This window comes from Ureibacillus sp. GCM10028918 (assembly GCF_042666115.1).
Lineage (GTDB): Bacteria > Bacillota > Bacilli > Bacillales_A > Planococcaceae > Ureibacillus.
Genome location: NZ_JBHTFK010000037.1, coordinates 19,416 through 44,776 on the forward strand (window position 1 = coordinate 19,416; position 25,361 = coordinate 44,776).

General features: G+C 39.0%; 27 protein-coding genes. All 27 read left to right on the forward strand.

Going from position 1 to position 25,361, the window contains the following annotated elements:
- The first annotated feature begins 62 nt into the window (after positions 1–62).
- The 27 genes from rplL (at position 63) to rplE (ending at position 25,357) form a co-directional block, all read left to right on the forward strand.
- A complete protein-coding gene (rplL, locus tag ACFQU5_RS17365; RefSeq protein WP_390290684.1) occupies positions 63–422 on the forward strand; it encodes a 50S ribosomal protein L7/L12 in 360 nt (119 codons plus the stop codon).
- Positions 423–593: 171 nt separating this feature from the next.
- Entirely contained in the window at positions 594–1,196 is a 603-nt protein-coding gene (locus ACFQU5_RS17370) for a class I SAM-dependent methyltransferase (protein ID WP_390290687.1), read from the forward strand.
- 286 nt (positions 1,197–1,482) lie between these two features.
- Positions 1,483–5,046 (forward strand): DNA-directed RNA polymerase subunit beta, encoded by a 3,564-nt coding sequence (rpoB, locus tag ACFQU5_RS17375; protein WP_390290690.1) that lies wholly within the window; start codon positions 1,483–1,485, stop codon positions 5,044–5,046.
- 125 nt (positions 5,047–5,171) lie between these two features.
- Positions 5,172–8,855: a DNA-directed RNA polymerase subunit beta' gene (gene rpoC / locus ACFQU5_RS17380; RefSeq protein ID WP_390290693.1), complete on the forward strand. Its 3,684-nt coding sequence runs from the start codon at positions 5,172–5,174 to the stop codon at positions 8,853–8,855.
- A 152-nt stretch (positions 8,856–9,007) separates the two neighbouring features.
- Positions 9,008–9,259, forward strand: coding sequence for a ribosomal L7Ae/L30e/S12e/Gadd45 family protein (locus ACFQU5_RS17385; RefSeq protein ID WP_036200766.1), 252 nt, complete (start codon positions 9,008–9,010; stop codon positions 9,257–9,259).
- A 98-nt stretch (positions 9,260–9,357) separates the two neighbouring features.
- Positions 9,358–9,777: a 30S ribosomal protein S12 gene (rpsL, locus tag ACFQU5_RS17390; protein WP_036200765.1), complete on the forward strand. Its 420-nt coding sequence runs from the start codon at positions 9,358–9,360 to the stop codon at positions 9,775–9,777.
- A 148-nt stretch (positions 9,778–9,925) separates the two neighbouring features.
- A complete protein-coding gene (gene rpsG, locus ACFQU5_RS17395; RefSeq protein WP_036200764.1) occupies positions 9,926–10,396 on the forward strand; it encodes a 30S ribosomal protein S7 in 471 nt (156 codons plus the stop codon).
- 93 nt (positions 10,397–10,489) lie between these two features.
- Positions 10,490–12,568, forward strand: coding sequence for an elongation factor G (gene fusA / locus ACFQU5_RS17400; protein WP_390290698.1), 2,079 nt, complete (start codon positions 10,490–10,492; stop codon positions 12,566–12,568).
- 129 nt (positions 12,569–12,697) lie between these two features.
- The gene (gene tuf / locus ACFQU5_RS17405; RefSeq protein WP_390290701.1) at positions 12,698–13,885 is read left to right on the forward strand and encodes an elongation factor Tu; all 1,188 of its coding nucleotides are present in this window, start codon (positions 12,698–12,700) and stop codon (positions 13,883–13,885) included.
- Positions 13,886–14,007: 122 nt separating this feature from the next.
- A complete protein-coding gene (locus tag ACFQU5_RS17410) occupies positions 14,008–14,691 on the forward strand; it encodes a response regulator (protein WP_390290704.1) in 684 nt (227 codons plus the stop codon).
- Between the two features lie 9 nt (positions 14,692–14,700).
- Positions 14,701–15,720, forward strand: coding sequence for a sensor histidine kinase (locus ACFQU5_RS17415; protein ID WP_390290707.1), 1,020 nt, complete (start codon positions 14,701–14,703; stop codon positions 15,718–15,720).
- Positions 15,721–15,820: 100 nt separating this feature from the next.
- Positions 15,821–16,582 (forward strand): ABC transporter ATP-binding protein, encoded by a 762-nt coding sequence (locus ACFQU5_RS17420; RefSeq protein ID WP_390290710.1) that lies wholly within the window; start codon positions 15,821–15,823, stop codon positions 16,580–16,582.
- Positions 16,572–18,551 carry an FtsX-like permease family protein gene (locus ACFQU5_RS17425; protein WP_390290713.1) on the forward strand — a complete coding sequence of 660 codons (1,980 nt, stop codon included), beginning with the start codon at positions 16,572–16,574 and terminating at the stop codon, positions 18,549–18,551. Before ACFQU5_RS17420 ends, ACFQU5_RS17425 begins: the two co-directional genes overlap by 11 nt.
- Before the next feature lie 407 nt (positions 18,552–18,958).
- On the forward strand, positions 18,959–19,267 hold the full coding sequence (gene rpsJ / locus ACFQU5_RS17430) for a 30S ribosomal protein S10 (protein ID WP_036172433.1): 309 nt from the start codon (positions 18,959–18,961) through the stop codon (positions 19,265–19,267).
- 48 nt (positions 19,268–19,315) lie between these two features.
- Complete coding sequence (gene rplC / locus ACFQU5_RS17435) at positions 19,316–19,945, forward strand: 50S ribosomal protein L3 (protein ID WP_390290717.1); 630 nt, start codon at positions 19,316–19,318, stop codon at positions 19,943–19,945.
- Positions 19,946–19,971: 26 nt separating this feature from the next.
- Positions 19,972–20,595, forward strand: coding sequence for a 50S ribosomal protein L4 (gene rplD, locus ACFQU5_RS17440; RefSeq protein WP_390290720.1), 624 nt, complete (start codon positions 19,972–19,974; stop codon positions 20,593–20,595).
- Positions 20,595–20,879, forward strand: coding sequence for a 50S ribosomal protein L23 (gene rplW / locus ACFQU5_RS17445; protein ID WP_036200753.1), 285 nt, complete (start codon positions 20,595–20,597; stop codon positions 20,877–20,879). Before rplD ends, rplW begins: the two co-directional genes overlap by 1 nt.
- Before the next feature lie 46 nt (positions 20,880–20,925).
- Positions 20,926–21,756, forward strand: a complete 831-nt coding sequence (gene rplB, locus ACFQU5_RS17450; protein WP_390290724.1) for a 50S ribosomal protein L2 — start codon at positions 20,926–20,928, stop codon at positions 21,754–21,756.
- Positions 21,757–21,816: 60 nt separating this feature from the next.
- Positions 21,817–22,095: a 30S ribosomal protein S19 gene (gene rpsS, locus ACFQU5_RS17455; RefSeq protein ID WP_137730336.1), complete on the forward strand. Its 279-nt coding sequence runs from the start codon at positions 21,817–21,819 to the stop codon at positions 22,093–22,095.
- Positions 22,096–22,117: 22 nt separating this feature from the next.
- Entirely contained in the window at positions 22,118–22,462 is a 345-nt protein-coding gene (gene rplV / locus ACFQU5_RS17460) for a 50S ribosomal protein L22 (protein WP_036200749.1), read from the forward strand.
- Positions 22,463–22,465: 3 nt separating this feature from the next.
- Positions 22,466–23,122 (forward strand): 30S ribosomal protein S3, encoded by a 657-nt coding sequence (gene rpsC, locus ACFQU5_RS17465; protein ID WP_390290729.1) that lies wholly within the window; start codon positions 22,466–22,468, stop codon positions 23,120–23,122.
- A 2-nt stretch (positions 23,123–23,124) separates the two neighbouring features.
- A complete protein-coding gene (rplP, locus tag ACFQU5_RS17470) occupies positions 23,125–23,559 on the forward strand; it encodes a 50S ribosomal protein L16 (protein WP_107932312.1) in 435 nt (144 codons plus the stop codon).
- Positions 23,549–23,749, forward strand: a complete 201-nt coding sequence (rpmC, locus tag ACFQU5_RS17475; RefSeq protein WP_390290734.1) for a 50S ribosomal protein L29 — start codon at positions 23,549–23,551, stop codon at positions 23,747–23,749. Before rplP ends, rpmC begins: the two co-directional genes overlap by 11 nt.
- Positions 23,750–23,767: 18 nt before the next feature.
- Positions 23,768–24,031, forward strand: a complete 264-nt coding sequence (gene rpsQ / locus ACFQU5_RS17480; RefSeq protein WP_036183121.1) for a 30S ribosomal protein S17 — start codon at positions 23,768–23,770, stop codon at positions 24,029–24,031.
- Between the two features lie 44 nt (positions 24,032–24,075).
- Positions 24,076–24,444: a 50S ribosomal protein L14 gene (rplN, locus tag ACFQU5_RS17485; protein WP_036200739.1), complete on the forward strand. Its 369-nt coding sequence runs from the start codon at positions 24,076–24,078 to the stop codon at positions 24,442–24,444.
- Between the two features lie 36 nt (positions 24,445–24,480).
- Positions 24,481–24,789 carry a 50S ribosomal protein L24 gene (gene rplX, locus ACFQU5_RS17490; RefSeq protein ID WP_390290739.1) on the forward strand — a complete coding sequence of 103 codons (309 nt, stop codon included), beginning with the start codon at positions 24,481–24,483 and terminating at the stop codon, positions 24,787–24,789.
- A 28-nt stretch (positions 24,790–24,817) separates the two neighbouring features.
- Positions 24,818–25,357 carry a 50S ribosomal protein L5 gene (gene rplE, locus ACFQU5_RS17495; protein ID WP_390290742.1) on the forward strand — a complete coding sequence of 180 codons (540 nt, stop codon included), beginning with the start codon at positions 24,818–24,820 and terminating at the stop codon, positions 25,355–25,357.
- Positions 25,358–25,361 lie beyond the last annotated feature (4 nt).

The following is a 25,361-nucleotide window of genomic DNA, read 5'->3' on the forward strand; positions in this document are numbered from 1 at the left end:
AAAACAACAATCTTAAGGCAAATAGCCTAAAAAATAAAAACATCCAATAGGAGGAAAATAAAATGAACAAAGATCAAATCTTAGAAGCTATCAAAGCTATGACAGTTCTTGAGTTAAACGACTTAGTAAAAGCAATCGAAGAAGAATTCGGTGTAACAGCTGCTGCTCCTGTAGCAGTAGTAGGTGGCGGTGCAGCTGCTGTTGAAGAAAAAACTGAATTTGACGTAGTATTAACATCTGCTGGAGATCAAAAAATTAAAGTAATCAAAGTGGTTCGTGAAATCACTGGTCTTGGCTTAAAAGAAGCTAAAGAAGTAGTAGATAACGCTCCAAAAGCATTAAAAGAAGGCGTATCTAAAGAAGAAGCAGAAGAAATGAAAGCTAAACTTGAAGAAGTTGGCGCTTCAATCGAAGTTAAATAATTTCTCACTTACCTTATTTTCAATAAATAAAGAAAGCTCGTCTTTTTGACGGGCTTTCTTCATTTTCTTAGGCGGATAAGATGGTTTGATAAGATGGATATCCGCTAGGTGCGATGTTGATTTGTCGCAATGTGGCGACAAGCCTTGTTTTTTTAAAGGAGGGCACGTTAGATGTCTGAACACTATTATTCAAATAAGCCTCAAACTGAAAGTAAACCACGCCATTGGAAATTTACGTTACTCGGAAATTCGTTTTTATTTGAAACGGATACAGGAGTATTTAGTAAAAGCGAAGTAGATTTTGGATCCCGTGTTTTAATTGAAACTTTTCAAATTCCTGAAATAGAAGGTGCAATTTTAGATGTTGGTTGCGGATATGGCCCGATTGGACTATCGATTGCTAAACAAAATCCGAATCGCACCGTTTATATGATGGATATTAATGAGAGAGCTGTTGCGTTATCGAAGAAAAATGCGCAAGTAAACGGAGTTCAAAATGTACGGATTTTTGAAAGTGATGGTCTTGCTTCTGTAGAAGAAGGGTTACAAGTAGCGGCAATTTTAACTAACCCACCGATTCGCGCAGGTAAGGAAACTGTTTTTAAATTTTATGACGGTGCTTATGACAAGTTATCGGTTGGTGGAGAATTGTGGATTGTAATTCAGAAGAAACAAGGTGCACCATCTACAATAAATCATTTAGAAGAAAAATTTGCACAGGTTGAAGTAGTCGAGAAGAAAAAAGGTTATTGGATTATACGAGCAAAAAAATAGCTTATATTCTTATTTTCGCTAAATAAAGTTAATGGAAATAAAAGTTCCAAGAGTATAAAATATTGACTTGACAAAATGGCTATGATAACATAATAAAATGCAAAATTATTATTTTGTGGGAGTATGCCCTTTTGTATGCAATTTGTTTTATATGGGTATACTTACCACGAATAAGTTTAGTTTAACCGAAAATGATTCTTGAGAAAAGACTCGTTTTCTTTTTGTCTTTCGAAATCATACACCATTTAGATGGTTTTGCAAAGACCTATTATCGCTTTAATGAGGGGTGAATGAGTTGACAGGTCAACTAGTTCAGTACGGACAACACCGCCAGCGTAGAAGCTTTGCGCGTATTAAAGAGGTGCTGGAGCTTCCAAATCTAATTGAGATTCAGACAGCATCTTACGAGTGGTTCCTTGAAGAAGGGTTGCGTGAAATGTTCCGCGACATTTCGCCAATCGAAGATTTTACAGGCAATCTTTCACTTGAATTCATCGATTATAGTTTAGGTGAACCTAAATATGATGTGGATGAGTGTAAAGAACGCGACGTAACTTATGCTGCACCATTGCGCGTAAAAGTACGTCTCCACAACAAAGAAACAGATGAAGTGAAAGAGCAAGATGTTTTCATGGGGGATTTCCCATTAATGACAGAAACAGGTACCTTTGTAATTAACGGTGCCGAACGTGTAATTGTTTCACAATTAGTTCGTTCTCCGAGCGTTTACTTCCATGATAAAACTGATAAGAACGGTAAAAAAGGCTTTGGTGCTACTGTAATTCCAAACCGTGGTGCCTGGTTAGAGTTCGAAACAGATGCGAAAGACGTAGTTTACGTACGTATTGATCGTACACGTAAGTTACCAGCAACAGTATTATTGCGTGCGTTAGGGTTCGGTTCAGATCAAGAAATCATTGATATTCTTGGTGACAACGAGTTCCTAAGAAATACGCTTGAAAAAGATAACACTGACGGCACTGAAAAAGCGCTTTTAGAAATTTATGAGCGTCTTCGTCCTGGTGAACCACCAACAGTTGAAAGTGCGAAAAGCTTATTATATTCTCGTTTCTTCGATGCTAAACGTTATGATTTAGCAAATGTTGGACGCTATAAGATGAACAAAAAGCTTCACATCAAAAATCGTTTATTCAACCAAACGATTGCAGAAACTCTTGTGGATCCGGAAACAGGAGAGATTTTAGTTGAAGCGGGTACAACGCTAGACCGTCGTAATTTGGATCGTATTATTCCTTATCTAGAAAACGGAATCGGATTCCGTACATTGTCACAAGTTGGTGGTGTATTAGAAGAGGACGTAACTATCCAATCAATTAAAATTTTCGCACCAAATGATGAAGCGCAAAAAGAAATCAACATTATCTCAAACGCTTATATTGACGAAGAAGTGAAGAATATTACACCTGCTGATGTAATTGCTTCCATGTCTTATTTCTTCAACTTATTATATAACGTAGGTAATACTGATGATATCGACCATTTAGGTAACCGCCGCTTACGTTCTGTAGGTGAGTTGTTACAAAACCAATTCCGTATTGGATTATCTCGTATGGAACGTGTTGTACGTGAGCGTATGTCTATTAACGACACAGCATCTATCGTACCTCAGCAATTAATCAATATTCGTCCTGTTATTGCTTCAATCAAAGAGTTCTTCGGTAGCTCTCAATTATCGCAATTCATGGACCAAACAAACCCATTAGCGGAGTTAACGCACAAACGTCGTCTTTCTGCATTAGGGCCTGGTGGTTTAACACGTGAACGTGCTGGTATGGAAGTACGTGACGTTCACTACTCTCACTATGGTCGTATGTGTCCGATTGAGACACCAGAGGGTCCGAACATTGGGTTAATTAACTCGCTATCTTCATTTGCAAAAGTGAATAAGTTCGGTTTCATTGAAACTCCATACCGTCGTGTGGATCCTGAAACAGGTAAAGTAACCGAGCATATCGATTACTTGACTGCCGATGAAGAAGATAACTATATCGTTGGGCAAGCAAACTCACCATTAAATCCTGATGGTTCATTTGTAAATGAAGAAGTTTTAGGACGTTTCCGTGGGGATAACACTGTTTTCAATAGAGACCGTGTTGACTACATGGACGTATCACCTAAGCAAGTAGTTTCTGCTGCGACAGCTTGTATTCCATTCTTAGAAAACGATGACTCCAACCGTGCATTAATGGGTGCGAACATGCAACGTCAAGCAGTTCCTTTATTAAATCCGGAAGCTCCATTCGTTGGTACTGGTATGGAACACGTAGACGCTCGTGACTCAGGGGCTGCTGTAGTCAACAAATTCCACGGAATTGTTGAACATGTAGAAGCTCGCTCAATTCACGTTCGTCGCATCGAAGAAATTGATGGTAAAGAAGTTAAAGGTGAATTAACGAAATACAAACTTCAAAAATTCACTCGTTCTAACCACGGTACTTCAATTAACCAACGCCCGATTGTTAAAGTCGGCGATCGCGTTAAACCAAAAGACATTTTAGCTGATGGTCCTTCTATGGAACTTGGTGAACTTGCTCTTGGTCGTAACGTATTAGTTGCCTTCATGACTTGGGAAGGTTTTAACTATGAAGATGCTGTAATCATGAACGAACGTCTTGTTAAAGATGATGTTTATACTTCGGTTCATATTGAAGAATATGAGTCAGAGTCTCGTGATACAAAACTAGGGCCAGAAGAAATCACTCGCGATATTCCAAACGTAGGTGAAGACGCTCTTCGTAACCTAGACGATCGTGGAATTATCCGTATTGGTGCGGAAGTTCGCGATGGCGACATTTTAGTAGGTAAAGTGACACCTAAGGGAGTAACTGAGTTAACGGCAGAAGAACGTTTACTACATGCTATCTTTGGTGAGAAAGCTCGTGAAGTTCGTGATACATCTCTACGCGTACCTCATGGAGCAGGCGGTATTGTACTGGATGTCAAAGTCTTCAATCGTGAAGATGGCGATGAATTACCACCAGGTGTTAACCAATTAGTGCGTGCTTATATTGTTCAAAAACGTAAAATCCGCGTTGGGGACAAAATGGCCGGACGTCACGGTAACAAAGGGGTAATCTCTCGTATCTTACCTGAAGAAGATATGCCGTTTATGCCAGATGGAACACCTGTTGATATCATGTTAAACCCACTTGGGGTACCTTCTCGTATGAACATCGGACAAGTATTGGAGCTACACTTAGGTATGGCTGCTCGTTACTTAGGTCTTCATATGGCTTCACCGGTATTTGATGGAGCTAATGAACAAGATGTTTGGGAAACGATGGAAGAAGCAGGTATGAACCGTGATGGTAAAACAATTCTTTATGATGGTCGCTCAGGTGAACCATTAGACAACCGTGTATCTGTTGGGATCATGTATATGATTAAATTAGCCCACATGGTTGACGATAAACTTCACGCTCGTTCAACTGGTCCTTACTCACTTGTTACACAACAACCACTTGGTGGTAAAGCGCAGTTTGGTGGACAACGTTTTGGTGAGATGGAGGTATGGGCACTTGAAGCATACGGTGCTGCTTATACACTTCAAGAAATCTTAACAATTAAATCAGACGATGTTGTTGGTCGTGTGAAGACTTATGAAGCAATCGTTAAAGGTGAAAGTGTTCCAGAACCTGGCGTTCCAGAATCTTTCAAAGTATTAATCAAAGAGCTTCAATCACTAGGCTTGGATGTAAAAATGCTAACAATCAATGACGAAGAAGTTGAACTGCGCGATTTAGATGACGAGGACGAACTTCAACCAACTGATGCATTAAACATTTTACCTGCTAGTGAAAAAGAAGATGCAGTAGAATCTGTAGAATAGTCTGTCTGAATGTATCGGGCAGGAGGAAGAATCTTCTGCCTGCCCGATTTTAACTATAAATAATGAATTAATTGTTGAGCTTCGGAAAGTCGTTAGAGGACTTATACTAAAGGGAGGTAGGCTCCTTGATAGACGTTAATGAATTTGAATATATGAAAATTGGTTTAGCTTCACCGGACAAGATTCGTTCTTGGTCTTATGGAGAAGTAAAAAAACCTGAAACAATTAACTATCGTACGTTAAAACCAGAAAAAGATGGTCTGTTCTGTGAACGAATTTTCGGACCTACAAAAGACTGGGAATGTCACTGTGGTAAATACAAACGTGTTCGCTATAAAGGCGTAGTTTGTGACCGATGTGGTGTTGAAGTAACTCGTGCAAAAGTTCGCCGTGAACGTATGGGTCATATTGAACTTGCAGCACCTGTTTCACATATTTGGTACTTCAAAGGTATTCCAAGCCGTATGGGACTTATTCTTGATATGTCACCTCGTGCATTGGAAGAAGTAATCTACTTCGCTTCATATGTTGTAATCGAAGCTGGTGATACTAGTTTAGATAAAAAACAACTTTTATCAGAAAAAGAGTATCGTGCATACCGTGAAAAATTCGGTGCAACTTTCGAAGCAGCAATGGGTGCAGAGGCAATTAAAAAACTTCTGGAACTAATTGATCTTGAAGAAGAAACGAACACTTTAAAAGAAGAATTGAAGTCGGCTCAAGGTCAACGTCGTACTCGTGCGATCAAACGCCTTGAAGTAATCGAATCATTCCGTAATTCAGGCAACAAGCCAGAATGGATGGTTTTAGATGTACTACCAGTAATACCGCCAGAGCTTCGTCCTATGGTGCAATTAGATGGTGGTCGATTTGCAACTTCTGACTTAAACGATTTATATCGTCGTGTTATTAACCGCAACAACCGTTTAAAACGTCTTCTGGACCTTGGTGCACCTAGCATCATCGTACAAAACGAAAAACGTATGTTACAAGAAGCGGTAGACGCACTAATCGATAATGGCCGTCGTGGGCGTCCTGTAACAGGTCCTGGTAATCGTCCTTTAAAATCCCTTTCTCATATGCTTAAGGGGAAACAAGGTCGTTTCCGTCAAAACTTACTTGGTAAACGTGTAGACTATTCTGGTCGTTCGGTTATCGTAGTAGGTCCAAACTTAAAAATGTACCAATGTGGTCTTCCAAAAGAAATGGCGATCGAGTTATTCAAACCTTTCGTAATGAAAGAGCTTGTTGAACGTGGCCTTGCCCATAACATTAAGAGTGCAAAGCGTAAAATCGAACGCATGCACAATGAAGTTTGGGATGTTTTAGAAGATGTGATCCGTGAGCATCCAGTGTTACTTAACCGTGCACCAACGCTTCACAGACTTGGTATTCAAGCATTCGAGCCTACATTAGTAGAAGGTCGTGCAATTCGTCTTCACCCATTAGTATGTACAGCTTATAACGCTGACTTCGATGGTGACCAAATGGCGGTTCACGTACCTTTATCAGCAGAAGCACAAGCAGAAGCTCGCTTACTTATGTTAGCTGCTCAAAACATCTTAAACCCGAAAGATGGTAAACCAGTTGTTACTCCATCTCAAGATATGGTATTAGGAAACTACTACTTAACTCTTGAGCGTGAAGGAGCACGTGGGGAAGGTTCAGTTTTCTATGGTTCAGATGAGGTGCTAATTGCATATCAAACTGGAAATGTACATTTGCACACACGTATTGCAATTAAAGCAAGTTCGTTAAAAAACCCAACATTTACAGAAGAACAAAATAATCAGTTCTTGTTAACAACTGTTGGTAAGGTAATATTCAATGAAATTCTTCCAGAATCATTCCCTTACATTAACGAACCAACTGATATGAACTTAGAGCAAAAAACACCAGAACAATACTTCGCATCTTTAACAATAGATGAAGAAACATTACAACAACTTCAAGCATCTGAAGGATACAATGAGCTTTCAGAAAGTGAAAAAGTTGAGGCTGAGCGTCGAGCAGTGTTAGTAAAACATTTCGCTTCTGTAAAAACAATTAGCCCATTCCGCAAGAAATTCTTAGGTAATATCATTGCAGAAGTATTTAAACGATTCCATATTACAGAAACGTCTAAAATGCTTGACCGTATGAAAGACCTAGGATTTAAATATTCAACTAAAGCTGGTATTACAGTTGCGATTTCAGATATCGTGGTATTACCGGAAAAAGGCGGAATCTTAGAAGAAGCTCAGAAAAAAGTTGATAAGGTAATGGTTCAATTCCGTCGTGGTTTAATTACGGAAGAGGAGCGTTACGATCGTGTCATTTCAAGCTGGTCTGCTGCTAAGGATGAAATTCAGTCTAAACTGATGGACTCTTTACCAGATACGAACCCAATCTTCATGATGAGTGACTCTGGTGCCCGTGGTAACGCATCAAACTTTACTCAGCTTGCAGGTATGCGTGGATTAATGGCCAACCCAGCTGGTCGTATCATCGAACTTCCAATTAAATCTTCATTCCGTGAAGGTTTAACAGTATTGGAATACTTCATCTCTACTCACGGTGCTCGTAAAGGTCTAGCCGATACAGCATTAAAAACGGCTGACTCAGGTTACTTAACTCGTCGTTTAGTAGACGTTGCACAAGATGTTATCGTACGCGAAGACGATTGTGGAACAGATCGCGGTTTAACTATCGGCGCCTTAATGGAAGGTACAGAGGTTATTGAAGCATTAGATGAGCGTATTATCGGTCGTCATACGAAGAAAACAATTTACCACCCAGAAACTGGTGCTGTCCTTCTGGAACGCGACGAATTAATCACTCAAGATGTCTCTCGTGTTATTGAAGATGCAGGTATTACAGAAGTGACAATTCGTTCAGCATTCACGTGTAATACAAAACACGGAGTATGTAAAAAATGTTATGGTATTAACCTAGCAACAGGTGAAGAGGTTGAAGTTGGGGAAGCGGTAGGTATTATTGCTGCTCAATCAATCGGTGAGCCTGGTACGCAGTTAACAATGCGTACATTCCATACTGGTGGGGTAGCTGGTAATGATATTACACAAGGTCTTCCACGTATCCAGGAGATTTTTGAGTCGCGTAATCCTAAAGGGCAAGCGGTAATCTCTGAAATCTCTGGTAAGGTTTCTGAAATTGAGGAAATTCGTGAAGGCTTGAAAGAAATTACAATCCAAGGTGAAATCGAAACTCGTAAGTACCAAGCGCCATATAATGCTCGCTTAAAAGTACAACTTGACGATGTAATTAAACCCGGACAAACTCTATCAGAGGGTTCTATCGATCCAAAACAATTATTAAAAGTTAAGGACGTTGCCACTGTTCAAGAGTATTTATTAAAAGAAGTACAAAAAGTATACCGTATGCAAGGGGTAGAAATTGGTGATAAACATATCGAAGTAATGGTACGCCAAATGCTTCGTAAAGTTCGTGTAATTGAAGCTGGGGATACAGATTTATTACCTGGCTCATTATTAGACATTCACCAATTCTCTGATGCGAACAAAGAGATAATTCTAAGCGGTAAAGTACCGGCAACTTGTCGACCTGTTATCCTTGGTATTACGAAAGCCTCTCTTGAAACGGAATCATTCTTATCTGCTGCATCATTCCAAGAAACAACGCGTGTGTTAACGGATGCTGCAATTAAAGGTAAGCGTGATGAGCTTCTGGGTCTAAAAGAGAACGTAATTATCGGTAAACTAGTTCCAGCTGGTACTGGAATGCAGCGTTACCGTCAGATTCGTATCGAAGAAACAGAAGAGCTGGAAGAACTTACTTCAGCAGAATAATTATTCATTTAACATGAATGAAAACTAAAAATTCCTTGGGAGATTACTCAGCTCCCAAGAGAATTTTAATAAAAATATTTGACAGTTTAAATTGATAATGTTAATATACTTAAGGTTGATAGTTAACTGTCTGTACTTTGGAGGATATGAAAATGTCTTATGAAAGAGTGAAACAGGCTAGTCAAACAATCATAGGTACAAAGCAAGCAGTGAAAGCAATCCGGGCTGGTCAAGTTACAGAACTCTTTGTTGCACTCGATGCAGACAATTGGGTAACCGATCCAGTGGTTATTCTTGCAAAAGAAGTCGGCGTACCAGTGAGTCTCGTTGAGTCGAAAAAAGAACTTGGCAAAGCTTGTGGTATTCACGTTGGAGCTGCGGTTGTTGCAATCGCTGCAAGTTAGTTTTTGTGTATAGAACACAAAGACTTTGTTTTTACCCTAAAAATGAACCACCTGGATGTGTGGTATTAAAAAGGAATAAATGAAGGGAGGAAAAACCGATGCCTACAATTAACCAATTGGTACGTAAGCCTCGTAAATCCAAAACTACGAAATCAAATTCACCAGCGTTAAATAAGGGATATAACAGCTTTAAAAAATCTTTAACAGATGTTAACTCTCCACAAAAACGTGGTGTTTGTACTCGTGTTGGTACTATGACACCTAAAAAACCTAACTCAGCGTTACGTAAATATGCTCGTGTACGCTTAACTAACCAAATTGAAGTTACAGCTTACATTCCTGGTGAAGGTCACAACTTACAAGAACACAGCGTAGTATTAATCCGCGGTGGACGAGTAAAAGACTTACCAGGGGTACGTTACCATATCGTACGTGGTGCTCTTGATACAGCTGGTGTTAACGGCCGTATGCAATCACGTTCTCTATACGGTACAAAACGTCCAAAAGAGAAAAAATAATTTAGTTCCTAAAATAATACAAAGCCTATATAATTTGTCTGAGGTTTTGAATTCATATGAAACGTGCGCACGATTCAAAGCTTAAGTATAAATTAGAATAGGCAACTTGATTATATAAAAGAGATAATTTTCGAAAGGAGGAAAACACATGCCTCGTAAAGGTCCTGTTTCCAAACGTGACGTGTTACCAGATCCAATTTATAATTCAAAACTAGTAACTCGTTTAATCAACAAAATGATGATTGATGGTAAAAGAGGTACTTCTGAAAAGATTTTATACGGTGCGTTCGAATTAGTTAAAGAACGTTCTGGTAACGATCCAATCGAAGTATTTGAAGCTGCTTTAAACAACATTATGCCAGTTCTAGAAGTACGTGCTCGCCGTGTTGGTGGTTCTAACTACCAAGTACCAGTTGAAGTACGTCCAGAACGTCGTGTTACTTTAGGTCTTCGTTATTTAGTTAACTACTCTCGTCTTCGTGGTGAAAAAACTATGGAAGAGCGTTTAGCTAACGAAATTCTTGATGCATCTAATAACACAGGTGCTTCAGTTAAAAAACGCGAAGATATGCACAAAATGGCAGAAGCAAACAAAGCATTCGCACACTATCGTTGGTAGTATTTTAGACTACGTGCTAGCTGCTTGCTAGTACGTAGATTTAAATATATATTCAAACAATAGTTACACCCAATATGGAAGGAGAAATTTCCTATGAAACGCGAATTCTCACTAGAGAATACACGTAATATTGGGATCATGGCTCACATTGATGCTGGTAAAACAACAACAACTGAGCGTATCCTTTATTACACTGGTAAGATCCACAAAATCGGTGAAACTCACGAAGGTGCTTCTCAAATGGACTGGATGGAGCAAGAGCAAGAGCGTGGTATTACTATCACTTCTGCCGCTACAACAGCTGCATGGAATGGCCACCGCGTTAACATTATCGATACACCAGGACACGTAGACTTCACTGTAGAAGTTGAACGTTCTTTACGTGTACTTGATGGTGCAGTAACAGTACTTGATGCTCAATCAGGTGTTGAGCCACAAACTGAAACTGTATGGCGTCAAGCTACAACTTATGGAGTTCCACGTATCGTATTCGTTAACAAAATGGATAAAATCGGTGCAGACTTCCTATATTCTGTAGGAACTCTTAAAGATCGTTTACAAGCTAACGCTCACCCAATTCAATTACCAATCGGTGCTGAGGACGAGTTCGAAGCAATTATCGATTTAGTTGAAATGAAAGCTATCTTCTATGGTAACGACCTTGGTACTGATATCCAAGTACGTGAAATTCCAGAAGAGTTTAAAGAGCAAGCTGAAGAATACCGTGAAAAATTAGTAGAAGCAGTTGCAGAACTTGATGAAGATCTAATGGAGAAATACTTCGCGGGTGAAGAAATCACTCTTGAAGAGCTTAAAGCTGGTATCCGTAAAGCTACATTATCTGTACAATTCTACCCTGTTATTTGTGGTACAGCATTCAAAAACAAAGGTGTTCAATTAATGCTTGATGCTGTAATTGACTATCTACCAGCTCCAACTGACGTAGAAGCAATTAAAGGTATCGATCCTGACACTGGTGATGAAATGATTCGTCATTCTAGCGATGAAGAACCATTCTCAGCATTAGCGTTCAAAGTTATGACTGACCCTTATGTAGGTAAGTTAACATTCTTCCGTGTGTACTCTGGTGTATTAGAATCAGGATCATACGTACAAAACTCTACAAAAGGTAAACGTGAACGTGTAGGTCGTATTCTACAAATGCACGCTAACTCTCGTGAAGAAATTTCGAAAGTATTCTCTGGAGATATCGCTGCTGCTGTTGGTCTTAAAGATACTACTACTGGTGACACTCTTTGTGAAGAGAAAAATCTTGTTATCTTAGAGTCTATGGAATTCCCGGAACCAGTAATCTCGTTATCTGTTGAACCAAAATCTAAAGCTGACCAAGATAAAATGGGACAAGCTTTACAAAAACTTCAAGAAGAAGATCCAACTTTCCGTGCACATACTGACCAAGAAACTGGTCAAACAATCATCTCTGGTATGGGTGAGCTTCACCTTGATATCCTGGTTGACCGTATGAAACGTGAGTTCAAAGTAGAAGCTAACGTGGGTGCTCCACAAGTTTCTTACCGCGAAACTTTCCGTGGTTCAGCTGCAGTACAAGGTAAATTCACTCGCCAATCTGGTGGTCGTGGACAATACGGTGACGTTTGGATTGAATTCTCTCCAAATGAAGAAGGTAAAGGTTTTGAATTTGAAAATGCAGTAGTTGGTGGGGTTGTACCACGTGAATACATTCCAGCTGTTGAAGCGGGTCTTCGTGACTCTCTTGACCGTGGAGTAATCGCTGGTTATCCACTAATCGACATCAAAGCGAAATTATACGATGGTTCTTACCATGATGTCGATTCAAACGAAATGGCATTCAAAATTGCAGCATCTATGGCTCTTAAAGCAGCGGCTTCTAAATGTAGCCCAGTTCTTTTAGAACCTATTATGAAAGTAGAAGTTGTAATTCCTGAAGAATACCTTGGTGATATCATGGGTAACATCACTTCTCGTCGTGGACGTGTAGAAGGTATGGAAGCTCGCGGTAACGCTCAAGTTGTTCGTGCTATGGTACCACTTGCTGAAATGTTCGGATATGCGACTACATTACGTTCTGCAACTCAAGGTCGTGGTGTATTCTCAATGGTATTCGATCACTATGAAGATGTGCCAAAATCGATTTCTGAAGAAATCATCAAAAAAAATAAAGGTGAATAATTGAAATTTCATCTTGTATCAAGTATAAATAATTTGTAAGCTATGATTGACTGGCTGATAAGGGCCCTTTTCAGCCAGCAGTTATAACATAAAAAAAATAATAAACTCATATTTAGGAGGCTAACTCTAATGGCTAAAGAAAAATTTGACCGTTCGAAAACGCATGCTAACATTGGTACAATCGGACACGTTGACCATGGTAAAACTACATTAACTGCTGCAATCGCTACAGTTCTTTCAAAAAAAATGGGTGGAGAAGCTAAATCATACGCTGATATCGATAACGCTCCAGAAGAAAAAGAACGTGGTATCACAATCAACACTTCTCACGTAGAATATGAAACTGAAACTCGTCACTATGCACACGTTGACTGCCCAGGACATGCTGACTATGTTAAAAACATGATCACTGGTGCTGCTCAAATGGACGGCGGTATCTTAGTAGTATCTGCTGCTGATGGCCCAATGCCTCAAACTCGTGAGCACATCTTATTATCACGCCAAGTAGGTGTACCTTACTTAGTAGTATTCTTAAACAAATGTGATATGGTTGATGACGAAGAATTACTAGAATTAGTTGAAATGGAAGTACGTGACTTATTATCTGAGTACGATTTCCCAGGCGACGATCTTCCAGTAGTTAAAGGTTCAGCTCTTAAAGCTCTTGAAGGCGAAGAAGAGTGGGAAGAAAAAATCGTTGAATTAATGAACGCTGTTGACGAGTACATCCCAACTCCAGAACGTCAAACTGACAAACCATTCATGATGCCAGTAGAGGACGTATTCTCTATCACTGGTCGTGGTACTGTTGCAACTGGTCGTGTAGATCGCGGTCAAGTTAAAGTTGGAGACGTTATCGAAATCGTTGGTTTAACTGAAGAACCAAAATCAACTACTGTAACTGGTGTTGAAATGTTCCGTAAATTATTAGACTATGCTGAAGCTGGTGACAACATCGGTGCTCTACTTCGTGGGGTTGCTCGTGAAGATATCCAACGTGGACAAGTATTAGCTAAACCAGGCTCAATCACTCCACACACTACTTTCAAAGCAGAAGTTTACGTTTTATCAAAAGAAGAAGGTGGACGTCATACTCCATTCTTCTCTAACTACCGTCCTCAGTTCTACTTCCGTACAACTGACGTAACTGGTGTTATCAACTTACCAGAAGGCGTAGAAATGGTTATGCCTGGTGACAACATCGAAATGAACGTTGAGTTAATCTCTCCAATCGCTCTTGAAGAAGGTACTAAATTCTCTATCCGTGAGGGTGGCCGTACTGTTGGAGCTGGAGTAGTAGCTTCAATCCAAAAATAATTAAGTATATTACTTAAAAATTTCAGCCAATTCGTGGGGACGCTCACGAATTGGTTTTTTTATTGTAAAATATTGCCTTTTTCTAATTCTGCAATGTTACAATAATAGTGAGGAGTGGTGATATGGTAACGAAGGTGCTATTAATAGAAGATGATCAATCAATTTTTGAAATGATACAGGAACGATTTTTAAACTGGGATATGCAAATCATTGGACCCCCTGACTTTCAAAAAGTGATGGATTATTTTATTGCAGAAAACCCCCAATTAGTAATTATTGATATCCAACTACCCGCTTTTGATGGTTTTCATTGGTGTAGAGAAATACGAACAGTTTCGAAAGTGCCTATTATCTTTTTATCTTCGCGCGATCATCCAATGGATATGGTAATGGCAATGCAGATGGGGGCTGACGATTTTGTGCAAAAACCTTTTCATATGGATGTCTTATTAGCAAAAGTCCAAGCTATTTTGCGGCGTACTTATGACTATACGGATGAGCAGACGGAATTGATGCGTTGGAATAATGCTACAGTAGATTATAGCAAGGGTACTGTTCTGTTGGACGATGCATCATGTGAGCTAACAAAGAATGAGCTATTTATATTAAGATTACTTTTACAACAGTTGGATAAAGTGGTTTCAAGAGATGAATTAATGCGGAAACTTTGGGATGATGAACGATTTGTTAACGATAATACACTGACTGTTAATATGAATCGACTGAGGTTGAAGTTGGAGGAGATTGGCTTGAAGGGTGTTATTGTTACAAAAAAGGGACTTGGTTATATGGCGATTACTTTATAGAGGTGACGAATGGTTTTTATATTGTTTTTAAAAGAGCGTTGGGCATGGATTTTTTTCATTTTCTTGCTCCTTTTATTTATCAATGTTTTATTCTTTTTGGATGCAGGGTTCTCAGGAATTTCGACTAAATATTTTAATATAGTCACAATCATATTAGCCGTAGTATTTCTAATTTGGCGTTACTTCAAAGAAACGCGAGGGTTAGCTCATTTCCTGGGAAATTTGTCGAATGCAAGAGAGTTCTCAAGTTCGGAAAATAATTCACTTTCACCTTTTCAAAGAAAGTATTTTGAGGAGTTTCAGAAAGTTATTGAACAAAAAGAAATACAACTCAATGAGTCAAAAGTAAAACTTCTGGAGGATACGGAAGGTCTACTAGCTTGGGTACATGAAATGAAAACGCCGCTTACAGCATTAAAGTTAATCATCGAACAGGTAGAAGATATAAAACTGCGGCATAGACTTGAAAATGAGTGGATGAGGACACATTTATTATTAGATCAGCAGCTCCACCATACAAGATTAGCTTCTATAGAGAAAGATAATCGTCTAGAGAAGGTTATTTTAAAGTCTGTAATCTTCAAAGAGATTCGTGAGTTTCAAACATGGTGTATGGAAAAGGGGATTGGTTTTCAAACAGATGGATTAGAGCAAGAAGTTATCACAGATAAAAAATGGTTATCCTTTATCGTACGTCAAATCTTATCTAATGCAATTAAGTATAGTCGTAATAATAGTGAAATCAATATATCTACAGAAATAGATGACTCCGAACACTTACTGTTGCACTTTGAGGATTTTGGAGCAGGAATCCATCCTGAAGATTTACCGCGCATTTTTCAAAAGTCATACACCGGAACAATTGGTCGAGAATCTGTGCAATCAACAGGTATGGGACTTTATTTAGCGCAAAATGCAGCCGGAAGCCTCGGAATAGCTATAAATGCAAAATCTGCGTTAAATAAGGGATCGAGATTCACCTTAAAATTCCCGATACAAAATGAATATCAAAAAATAAATGGTAGATGACAAAATTGTCACCTACCATTTATTTTTGTCATGTAAATCGGAGGTAGGAAAACTCACTCGGTTGTAAAATGAAGATAGTAAAAGAAAGGGGCGAAATAAATTGTCAGTTTTAGTTGGTAGAAAAATTAGAAAAGTATATGGTAAAAAATCTACAGCACAAGAAGTGTTGAAAAGTATTGATATAGAAGTAAGTAAGGGCGAATTTGTTGGAATTATGGGGCCATCTGGTTCCGGTAAAACAACTCTATTAAATGTTTTGTGTTCAATCGATCATCCAACAGAAGGTGTTGTAGAAATTAATGGACAGAGCTTAAGAGGCATGAAAGAAAAGGAGCTAGCTAAGTTTCGACGAGAACAGCTCGGATTTATCTTCCAAGATTATAATCTACTTGACACGCTTACAGTTAAAGAGAATATTCTACTCCCATTCTCAATAAGCAAGCTACCAAGAGCAGCAGCAGAAAGTCGATTAAACGAGCATGTTGCCTTACTCGGTATTTCCGATATCTTAAATAAGTACCCTAACGAAATTTCTGGTGGTCAAAAGCAAAGAACTTCTGCTGCACGTGCATTAATTACAAGTCCGGCATTAGTCTTTGCAGACGAACCTACAGGTGCACTCGATTCCAAATCAGCAACAGCGCTATTAACGAATTTAGAGAAAATTAATCAACAGAAATCTGCAACCATCATGATGGTTACCCACGACTCCGTTGCGGCTAGCTTTTGCTCACGAGTTTTATTTCTCAAGGATGGAGCAATCTATACCGAACTTTATAAAGGGGATAAAACGAGACAGCAATTTTTCCAACAAATTATGAGTACCCAAAGCGTACTAGGTGGTGATGGTTATGACGCTTAGTCGATTAGTTTTTCGTAGTATGCGAAAGAACCTCAAGCAATACTATTTATATTTCTTTGCGCTTATTTTCAGTGTGACACTTTGTTTTTCATTCACCACACTCCAATACAATCCGAGTGTAGTTGAAGCTCTTAAGCTAAGTGGAACAGCTTCTGCAGGTTTCACGGTAGCGAGTTATATATTATATGTAATCATTACTTTGTTTGTACTTTACGCAAGCCAGCTCTTTATGAAAAGAAGAAGTAAAGAGATTGGTCTTTATCAACTGATAGGAATGACAAAAGGATTAGTTGTTCGATTGATTGCCCTCGAAAATATTGTTCTATTTGTCTTAGCCGTTTGTATTGGAATGATTCTCGGATTTTTAAGTTCTCGTTTGTTTGCAATGATTTTAATGAAAATGTTAGAGATTGATTTAGTGATCCACCTATCATTTTCTCAGGAAGCATTCAAACAATCCGTCATTATCTTTGCTATTCTTCTAGTAGTCATCATATTGCAGCTAGTTTGGATGGTGCGCCGGGTATCATTATTATCCTTGTTCAGTGCGACAAAACAAGCTGATGAACGTGTGAAGCGTTTCAGCATCTTCCAGTCGGTAATGGGTGCATTAGGGCTGCTGTTAATTGCCTTTGGGTATTACCAATCTACGGTATTATTTGATGTAGAAAAGGTAGGTATATTTAGAAATTTACTCTTGCACATGTTGGTCATACTTACTACAACTATGCTAGGCACATTTCTATTCTTCCGATACTCTGTGTCGCTTATTATGAATATGATACGTGTAAAGAAGAATGGTCATCTAAAGATAAGGGATGTATTAGCAGTAACGCCGATTATGCATCGAATGAAAGGGAACTCCAAGTCATTAACACTCATAACATTACTTACAGGTTTGGCTGTAGGGATTATGAGTTTATCGTATATCTCCTATTATTCCGCAGGAGCGAATGCAAGACAAGTTTCACCATATGACTATATTCTATTAAATAATCAAGGAACAGAGTTTCTCGATCAATTGGAGCAGGCAGGGATTGAATTTGAGCAGGACACATATCAAATTTCAGGTGTAGTACTAAATATTAAGGATTTAGTATCAGATCATTTAGAAGAAATGGTTTTATTTGAAGGGGATTCTGAAACTACCGTTGTATCTTTAAGTGACTTCCAACAGATAGCGCCAAGCGTGAAGCTGAAAAATGGTGATTCAATTATTACAAGTTATGTGAATGTTCTAGCAGAGGTATTACCTATTCATGCGGAGCGCGACATTATAGTAAAAGCTGGAGATACGGAGGTATCCTTATATATTAAAGAAATTCGAGAAGACAATTTGTTATCTAGTCGTGTATCGTATGGCGCCCCGATTTTAGTTGTAACTGATGAAATGTTCGAGAAGATACAATCAAATAGTGCTGAAGATGCCGAGTTTACATCTCAAATTGGCATAAATCTCATAAATAAGCAAGATACAGAAAAAGCAGAAGAGATTTATAAGAACTTAGCAGATGAAAGATCAATTGTAATAGAAGATAATGACCAGGGCTTCATTCAGCAATCATATGAAGAAGTAAGAAAGGGGAATATTACCTCATTAGGACTAACAATCTTTGTAACTGCCTTTTTAGGACTTGCCTTTTTACTAACTACGGGGAGTATTCTGTACTTTAAACAAATGGCAGAGGCAGAGGATGAAAGAGAATCCTACAAAATTCTTCGTAAGATTGGCTTCTCGACAAATGACCTATTAAAGGGAATCTATACAAAACAAGCATTTAACTTTGGAGTGCCATTAGTGATAGGATTATTGCACAGTTACTTTGCTGTTAAATCTGGCTGGTTTTTATTTGGCTCAGAACTGGTAGCTCCATTAGTTATAACAATGACTTTATATGTCATCATGTATGCGGTGTTTGCGATACTATCCATACAATACTATAAGAAGGTAGTAAGAGAATCATTATAATAGAAGAAACGCTTAACAAGTGGTTTGAATCAGAACAAAATATTTGAATAGTATAATAAATTGCTCCCTAAGCATTGGGGAGCGATTTTACAATTTAAAGGAATCACAACGCAAATTTCCACTAATAAAATATGAATAAATGTTTGATATAGTATAGGATTTCTTATATACTAATAAAGGCTTTGAAACATTATGTAGAAAAGCGAAGTATAAAAGACGACAATTGAAAAGAATTTAGCAAAAACACTTGCTTATTCTTTTTTTATTGTATATAATGTTGAATGTTGGTCTTTGACTGCGATGAAGCGGGAGGTTGCCGACACACCCGGCCGCTTTGCCATGGCGAGTGTGTGGGAAATTTTCGTGGAGAATGTCTAGTAATTAGGCGAAAAAAAGGAGGGAAAGTTATGGCAAAACAAAAGATTCGTATCCGTTTAAAAGCGTATGATCACCGTGTTTTAGATCAATCTGCTGAGAAAATTGTGGAAACTGCTAAACGTTCAGGTGCTAGTGTATCAGGTCCGATTCCGTTACCAACTGAAAAATCTGTGTACACAATTCTTCGTGCGGTTCACAAGTACAAAGATTCTCGTGAACAATTCGAAATGCGTACGCATAAACGTTTAATCGACATCATTAACCCAACACCACAAACTGTTGATGCGTTAATGAAACTTGATTTACCATCTGGCGTTGATATTGAAATCAAACTTTAATGGTAAAAACAAATAGAATTTTTTAATAATCACAGGAGGTGTGACAAAATGGCTAAAGGAATCTTAGGTAGAAAAGTTGGTATGACACAAGTTTTCGCTGAGAATGGTGATTTAATCCCTGTAACAGTTATCGAAGCTGCTGCAAACGTAGTTCTTCAAAAGAAAACTGTTGAAACAGATGGTTACGAAGCAATTCAAGTTGGTTTCGAAGATAAGCGCGTTAAGCTTTCAAATAAACCAGAACAAGGTCACGTAGCAAAAGCGAATACTGCTCCTAAGCGCTTCATTCGTGAATTCCGCAATGTAAATGTGGAAGAGTACGAAGTTGGTCAGGAAGTCAAAGTAGAAATTTTCGCAGAAGGCGATGTAGTAGACGTAACAGGCGTTACTAAAGGTAAAGGTTTCCAAGGTGTTATTAAACGTCATGGTCAATCTCGTGGTCCTATGGCCCATGGTTCTCGTTACCACCGTCGTCCTGGTTCAATGGGTCCAGTTGCTCCGAACCGCGTATTTAAACAAAAGAATTTACCTGGTCAAATGGGTGGTAATGTAGTTACAATTCAAAACATCGAAATCGTAAAAGTAGATGCTGAACGTAACTTACTACTTGTTAAAGGTAATGTTCCTGGTTCTCGTAAAGCATTAGTTACAGTGAAAACTGCTGTAAAATCTAAATAATTTCTCGAAGAAAGGAGGAAACAGGAATGACAAAAGTATCTGTACTTAGTCAAACAGGCGCTTCTGTAGGTGAAATCGAGTTAAACGACTTAGTTTTCGGAATTGAGCCAAATGAAGCAGTATTATTCGACGCAGTAGTTGCACAACGCGCTTCTCTACGTCAAGGTAATCATAAAGTTAAAAACCGTTCTGAAGTTGCTGGTGGTGGACGTAAACCATGGCGTCAAAAAGGAACTGGTCGTGCTCGTCAAGGTTCTATTCGATCTCCACAATGGCGTGGCGGTGGTACTGTATTCGGACCAACTCCACGTAGCTACAGCTACAAGTTACCGAAGAAAGTTCGTCGTTTAGCTCTTAAATCAGCTTTATCAGCTAAAGTTGTTGAACAAAACCTGCTAGTTCTTGATGCATTGCAATTAGCTGCACCAAAAACAAAGGATTTCAAAACGATTTTAGGTAACCTAAACATCGAAAAGAAAGCTTTATTCGTTACAGCTGAGTTAGATGAAAACGTAGCATTATCTGCTCGTAACATCCCAGGTGTAACTGTTTTAACGGCTTCTGGAATCAATGTTCTTGATCTTTTAGGTCATGAAAAAGTTGTATTCACAAAAGCTGCAGTAGAAAAAGTTGAGGAGGTGCTTGGATAATGGAAGCACGTGATATTCTAAAACGTCCGGTCATTACTGAGCGTTCTTCTGAGCTTATGGCTGAGAAAAAATACACTTTTGAAGTTGATGTTCGCGCTAATAAAACTCAAGTTAAAGATGCTGTACAAGAGATCTTTGGCGTAACAGTTGATAAAGTTAACATCATGAACTACAAAGGTAAATTTAAACGTGTTGGTAAATTCGGCGGATACACAAACAAACGTCGTAAAGCAATCGTTAAATTAACTGCTGATAGCAAAGAAATCGAAATTTTTGATATCTAATTTCCGATAAGGAAAGAATCGAACATTCAAGAAGGAGGGAAAACACATGGCGATTAAAAAGTATAAACCAACCTCAAATGGCCGTCGTAATATGACGTCATCTGATTTTGCGGAAATCACAACTAATAAGCCTGAAAAGTCATTATTAGAACCAATTAAACGCAAAGCTGGTCGTAATAACCAAGGTAAAATTACTGTTCGTCATCATGGTGGTGGTCATAAGAAGCAATACCGCGTAATCGACTTCAAACGTACTAAAGACGGAATTCCTGCACGCGTTGCTACTATTGAATATGATCCAAACCGCTCTGCGAATATCGCATTAATCAACTACGCTGACGGTGAAAAACGTTACATTTTAGCACCTAAAGGATTAGAAGTTGGTCAAACAATCGTATCTGGTCCAGATGCTGATATTAAAGTAGGTAACGCTCTACCATTAGCAAACATTCCAATGGGTACAACTATCCATAACATCGAGTTAAAACCTGGTAAAGGCGGACAATTAGTACGTTCTGCTGGTACTTCTGCGCAAGTACTTGGTCGTGAAGGTAAATATGTAATCGTTCGTTTACAATCTGGTGAAGTTCGCTTAGTACTTGCAACTTGCCGTGCAACAATCGGTCAAGTAGGTAATGAGCAACACGAACTTATCCACATTGGTAAAGCTGGTCGTTCTCGTTGGTTAGGTAAACGCCCAACAGTTCGTGGTTCTGTAATGAACCCTAATGATCACCCACACGGTGGTGGTGAAGGACGTTCTCCAATCGGACGTAAATCACCTATGACTCCATGGGGTAAACCAGCTCTTGGTTACAAAACTCGTAAGAAGAAAAACAAAACTAGTAAGTTTATCATTCGTTCTCGTAAAAAATAATGTGATTGAACTACGGTTCGTACTTAGAGCCGTGGTGGAGTCACGGAGGGAGGTTCCTAAATGGGTCGCAGCTTGAAAAAAGGACCTTTTGTGGATGATCACTTAATGACAAAAGTTGAAGCACAAGAAGGTTCAGAGAAAAAACAAGTTATTAAAACTTGGTCACGCCGTTCTACTATCTTCCCGAACTTCATCGGTTTAACAATCGCTGTATATGATGGACGTAAACACGTTCCTGTATATGTGACAGAAGATATGGTAGGTCACAAACTAGGCGAATTCGCACCGACACGTACTTATAAAGGTCATGGTGCAGATGACAAGAAAACAAGACGCTAATTTTGAGAGGAGGTAAATCCTAATGACACAAGCTAAAGCTATCGCTCGCACAGTGCGTATCGCTCCTCGTAAAGTACGTCTAGTAGTAGACTTAATCCGAGGAAAGCAAATTGGTGAAGCAGTTGCAATTTTACGTCATACTCCAAAAGCGGCGTCTCCAGTCGTTGAAAAAGTATTAAAATCTGCAGTTGCAAACGCTGAGCATAACTATGATTTAGATGTAAACAACCTAGTTGTTTCTGAAGTTTTTGTTGACGAAGGTCCAACATTAAAACGTTTCCGTCCACGTGCACAAGGACGTGCAAGCGCAATTAACAAACGCACAAGCCACATCACACTAGTGGTATCTGAGAAGAAGGAGGGTTAATCCGTGGGTCAAAAAGTACATCCAATAGGACTACGAGTTGGTATTATTCGTGACTGGGAGTCAAAATGGTACGCTGAGAAGGACTATGCGACTTTATTACACGAAGATATCAAAGTTCGTAAATATATCGAATCTGCTCTAAAAGAAGCTTCAGTTTCTAAAGTAGAAATCGAACGCGCTGCAAACCGCGTAAATATTACTATTCACACTGCGAAACCAGGTATGGTAATCGGTAAAGGCGGTACGGAAGTTGAAAACTTACGTAAATACCTTAACGATTTAACTGGTAAACGTGTACACATTAACATCGTAGAAATCAAAAGAGCTGATCTTGATGCTCGTTTAGTAGCAGAAAACATTGCTCGTCAACTTGAGAACCGCGTATCATTCCGTCGTGCTCAAAAACAAGCGATCCAACGCACAATTCGTTCTGGTGCAAAAGGAATTAAAACACAAGTATCTGGTCGTTTAGGTGGCGCTGATATCGCGCGTGCTGAACATTATAGTGAAGGAACTGTTCCACTTCATACTCTTCGTGCAGACATCGATTATGCTCACGCAGAAGCTGACACTACTTATGGTAAATTAGGTGTTAAAGTATGGATCTATCGTGGTGAAGTCCTTCCAACGAAGAAGAACTCTGTGGAAGGAGGCAAATAATAATGTTATTACCAAAACGCGTAAAATATCGTCGTGAACACCGTGGTAACATGCGTGGTGAAGCGAAAGGCGGTAAAGAAGTATCTTTCGGCGAATGGGGCTTACAAGCAACAACAGCTAGCTGGATCACTAACCGTCAAATCGAATCTGCACGTATTGCAATGACACGTTACATGAAACGTGGCGGTAAAGTTTGGATTAAAATTTTCCCACATAAACCTTACACTAAAAAGCCTCTAGAGGTTCGAATGGGTTCCGGTAAAGGTTCTCCTGAAGGTTGGGTAGCAGTAGTAAAACCAGGAAAAGTTATGTTTGAAGTTGCTGGTGTATCTGAAGAGATCGCACGTGAAGCACTTCGTTTAGCATCACACAAACTTCCTGTTAAATGTAAGATTGTTAAACGTCAAGAAACTGGTGGTGAATCTAATGAAAGCTAATGAAATCCGTGACCTTGCCACTTCTGAAATTGAATTACAAGTGAAATCACTGAAAGAAGAGCTTTTCAACCTTCGCTTCCAATTGGCGACTGGGCAATTAGAAAACACAGCTCGCATCCGCGAAGTTCGTAAGGCAATTGCGCGCATGAAAACTGTGATTCGACAAAGAGAAATCAGTGCAAATAACTGATAAAGGAGGTTCTTTAGTATGACTGAGCGTAATCAACGCAAAGTTTACACGGGCCGTGTAGTTTCTGATAAAATGGACAAAACAGTTACTGTTCTTGTTGAAACTCATAAGAAACATAAATTATATGGTAAACGTGTAAAGTACTCTAAAAAATTCAAGGCTCATGATGAGTTGAACGAAGCGAAAATCGGTGATATCGTACGTATCATGGAAACTCGTCCGTTATCAGCTACAAAACGTTTCCGTCTATTGGAAATCGTTGAAAAAGCTGTTATTATTTAATAACATTTTCGGAAACATTCGAATTCCGAAGGGAGGTAACCTAAGTGATCCAACAAGAAAGTCGTATGAAAGTTGCTGACAACTCAGGTGCACGTGAAGTTTTAACAATTAAAGTGCTTGGTGGTTCTGGCCGTAAAACTGCTAACATCGGTGATATCGTTGTTGTAACAGTTAAGAAAGCAACACCAGGAGGCGTTGTCAAGAAAGGCGACGTTGTTAAGGCTGTTGTCGTTCGCACAAAATCTGGTGTACGCCGTAAAGATGGTACTTATATTAAATTTGACGAGAATGCTTGCGTAATCATCAAAGACGATAAGTCACCACGCGGAACTCGTATTTTCGGACCTGTTGCACGTGAATTACGTGACAGCAACTTCATGAAAATCGTTTCATTAGCTCCAGAAGTTCTTTAATTTCATGATAGTACCAATCAAGGAGGTGCGACACTAATGCATGTAAAAAAGGGCGACAAAGTAAAAGTTATTACTGGTAAAGATAAAGGTAAAGAAGGCGTTGTTTTAGCTGCTTTCCCAAAACAAGACCGAGTTCTTGTAGAAGGTATTAACATTGTTAAAAAACACGTTAAACCTAACCAGTTAAACCCACAAGGTGGTATTGTAAGCCAAGAAGCAGCAATCCACATCTCGAACGTAATGCTAATCGATCCGAAATCTGGCGAGCCGACTCGTGTAGGTTACAAAATCGAAGATGGTAAAAAAGTTCGTGTTGCAAAAAAATCAGGTGCAGTAATCGACTAAATAGAAATTTGAGAAGGGAGGTACGAACATGAGCCGCCTAAAAGAAAAGTATTTAAATGAAGTTTCTCCTGCTCTTATGAGCAAGTTTGAATATAAATCAGTAATGCAAGTGCCTAAAGTAGACAAAATCGTTATCAACATGGGTGTTGGTGACGCTGTACAAAACTCTAAAGCATTAGATGCTGCTGTAGAAGAATTAACAATCATCACTGGACAAAAACCAGTTGTAACAAAAGCAAAAAAATCGATCGCTGGTTTCCGTCTACGTGAAGGTATGCCTATCGGTGCAAAAGTTACATTACGTGGTGAGCGTATGTATGAATTCTTGGACAAATTAATTGCTGTTTCACTTCCACGTGTACGCGACTTCCGCGGTGTTTCTAAAAAATCATTCGATGGTCGTGGAAACTACACATTAGGTGTAAAAGAACAATTAATTTTCCCTGAAATTGATTACGATAAAGTTTCGAAAGTACGCGGTATGGACATCGTAATCGTGACAACTGCGAATTCTGATGAAGAAGCTCGCGAGTTATTGACACAATTCGGTATGCCGTTCCAAAAGTAATAAA